Source organism: Arthrobacter sp. HMWF013 (genome assembly GCF_003061105.1).
Taxonomy (GTDB): Bacteria; Actinomycetota; Actinomycetes; order Actinomycetales; family Micrococcaceae; genus Arthrobacter.
In genome coordinates this window covers 1-2,704 of the sequence record NZ_QAIQ01000200.1, presented here as the reverse complement: position 1 = coordinate 2,704, position 2,704 = coordinate 1, and the positions used below count along the sequence as shown (strand labels likewise).

At 67.6% G+C, this 2,704-nt stretch carries 4 protein-coding genes; all 4 read right to left on the bottom strand.

Going from position 1 to position 2,704, the window contains the following annotated elements; genetic code table 11:
- On the bottom strand, positions 1-520 hold a 520-nt coding region (locus DBR22_RS24410; protein ID WP_258229102.1), incomplete at its 3' end, for a siderophore-interacting protein.
- Positions 517-1,332, bottom strand: coding sequence for an ABC transporter ATP-binding protein (locus DBR22_RS08580; protein ID WP_108598668.1), 816 nt, complete (start codon positions 1,330-1,332; stop codon positions 517-519). The genes DBR22_RS24410 and DBR22_RS08580, both read right to left, overlap by 4 nt.
- Before the next feature lies 1 nt (position 1,333).
- Positions 1,334-2,368, bottom strand: coding sequence for a FecCD family ABC transporter permease (locus tag DBR22_RS08575; protein WP_258229101.1), 1,035 nt, complete (start codon positions 2,366-2,368; stop codon positions 1,334-1,336).
- A gap of 77 nt (positions 2,369-2,445) precedes the next feature.
- Positions 2,446-2,704: iron chelate uptake ABC transporter family permease subunit (locus DBR22_RS08570; protein WP_146187437.1), on the bottom strand; the 259-nt coding region annotated here is incomplete at its 5' end.

Genomic DNA, 2,704 nt, shown 5'->3' with positions numbered 1-2,704 from the left:
GGACACGCTGGGCCATTCCGGGCCGCCACTCGATCCCGCCGTAGATCTCTGCGGTGTAGCACTGGGCGGCGCGGTTGTTGGGGCCGATGATGGTGATGGAATCGCCCGGTTTGGCGTTGAGGGCCCAGTTGGCGGCCGGACCGCCGTTGCCCTCCGCATCAAAGTGCATGACGAAATCGACGTCGATCTCGGGGTAGACCGAGTCCAGCCGCGATCCACGGACGGTGTAGGTGCGCATGGAGCCGCGGACGGCAGGGTCCATGGCCAGCCATTCCTGGTACCAGCCGGACTGCGCCATCTCGAAGGCGGGCAGGGGGATCTCCGTGCCATCGTCCGCGAGGGAGGGGATCATCAGCTTGATCCGCAGGTCCAGGGTGTCGCCGTTCACGCCGAAGTCACGCAGGCAGTACCCGCCGAAGGTGATCCGGCGGAAGTTGGGGCTCAGCTCCTGCACGGAGGATACGGTGACCTCGAAGGCCAGGGTCATGGGCTCAGTGGCGGCAATATCGCGGGTCTTCATGAAACGAGCTCCAATTCAGTGGCGGTGATGTGGTGGCGTCCGATGGGAATGATCAGTGGCGTGCCTGAGACCGGATCAGGGATCACCCGGGATTCGAGGCCGAAGACGCTGCGGACCAGCTCCTCGGTAACAACAGCAGAGGGATCGCCGAGGGCAACAACTGCGCCGTTCTTCATGGCGATGACGTGGTCCGCGTAGCGTGCCGCCAGGTTCAGGTCGTGCAGGACGATGGCCACGGTGGTGCCGCGTTTGCGGTTCAGGTCCGTGACGAGGTCCAGGACTTCCACCTGGTGGGCCAGGTCCAGGTAGGTGGTGGGCTCGTCCAGCAGGAGGACCTCCGTTTCCTGTGCCAGTGCCATGGCGATCCAGACGCGCTGGCGCTGTCCGCCGGAGAGCTCGTCGACGTTCCGATCGGCGAGGTCCAGCGTTTCGGTCGCTTCGAGCGCGCGCTGCACGGCGGCGTCGTCCTCCGGGCTCCAGCTCCGGAAGAAGCCCTGGTGCGGGTACCGCCCGCGCCCCACAAGGTCGCGGACGGCAATGCCGTCCGGCGCGGTGGGGTGCTGCGGGAGGAGTCCCAGGGTGCGGGCCAGTTCGCGGGCGGGGCGGGAGTGGATGTCCTTCCCGTCCAGCGTGACCGCTCCGGCAGCAGGCTTGAGCAGGCGGGACAGTCCGCGGAGCAGCGTGGACTTGCCGCAGGCGTTGGCGCCCACGATCATGGTCACCTTGCCCTCGGGGATATCAGCCGTGAGGCCGTCCACCACGCAGCGCTGATCGTATTTCAGCGTGAGGTCCTTGGCGCTGAGAACAGCCATGTCAGGCATCCTTCCGGTTGGCCGTGACCAGGAGCCACAGCAGGAACGGGGCACCGAGCGCGCCGGTGATGACGCCGACGGGCAGCACGGTGCCGTCCAGCAGCAGGGGGGCAATGTTGGCGGCGAAGTAATCGGCCGCCAGGACAATGAGCGCCCCAACAAGGGCCGACGCCGGCAGGCTGGCTTTGTTCGTGACGCGCCGGGCGATGGGACCGGCGAGGAAGGCGACGAAAGCGACCGGGCCTGCTGCCGCCGTCGCCACCGCTGCCAGCGATACTGCCGTGACCACCACGGCGAGGCGGGTGAAGCCGACGCGGATGCCCAGTCCGGCCGCGGCGTCGTCGCCGAGTTCCAGGATGCGGAGCGGGCCGGCGAGGGCGATGACGGCCGGAATCAGAACCAGGAGCGCCAGGGACAGCATCGTGGCCCGGTCCCAGTTGGCGGAGTTGAGGGACCCGTTGAGCCAGACGAGTGCATCGGCTGCGGTGCGGATGTCCGCGCGGGTCATCAGGAAGTTGACCACTGCGTGCAGGGCGGCGGCGATGCCTACGCCTGCCAGGATCAGCCGGTTTCCGGCAGCGTTTCCACGGTTGCCGCCGCCGGAGCCGAGTGATCCGCCGCGGGAAATGGCGCAGATGACGGCTGCCACTCCGAGGGCTCCTGCCAAAGCGGCTCCGGAAACTGCCGCGCCGGATGCGCCGAAGACCACGAGGGCCGTGACTGCTGCAGCGCTGGCGCCGTAGCTGATGCCGATCACATCGGGGCTGGCCAGCGGGTTGCGGAGCATGGTCTGGAACAGTCCGCCGGCCAGGCCGAAGGCCACCCCGATCATGGTCCCGATCACGGCCCGGGGCAGCTTGTTCTCCATCACGATGAAGCTGGCGCCGGGGATCCGTTCGCCGCCTGTCAGGTGGGCGATGACGATCTTGAAAAAGTCCGGGATGGTCACGGTGTAGCTGCCGAGCAGGACGTAGACGCCAAACAGGAGGACGACGCCGGCCGCCAGAAGCCCTGTCCGCCAACCTTGCGCTTTCACTTTTGGTCGCCAAAACCCGGTTTTGACGGCCGGAAGTGACAGGGCAACGGGGGGTTTGGGGACGGTTTCGGTGAGTTTCACAGCCCGGCCCCTTTCCCGCGGCGGATCAGCCAGACGAAGACCGGTGCGCCGATGAGGGCCGTCATGATGCCGGCCGGGACCTCGCCGGGGAGCAGGATGACGCGGCCAACGATATCGGAGCCGAGGAGCAGCACCGGGGCCAGAACCAGGGAGAACGGCAGGATCCAGCGGTAGTCAGGACCCGTCACGGAGCGGACGGCGTGCGGAACGACCAGTCCCACGAAGCCGATGGGTCCGGCCAGCGCCGTTGCCGAA

What these genes read in the sequence shown, in the direction of transcription:
- DBR22_RS08580 (WP_108598668.1), bottom strand. Translation starts at nt 1,332, where the DNA reads ATGGCTGTTCTCAGCGCCAAGGACCTCACGCTGAAATACGATCAGCGC.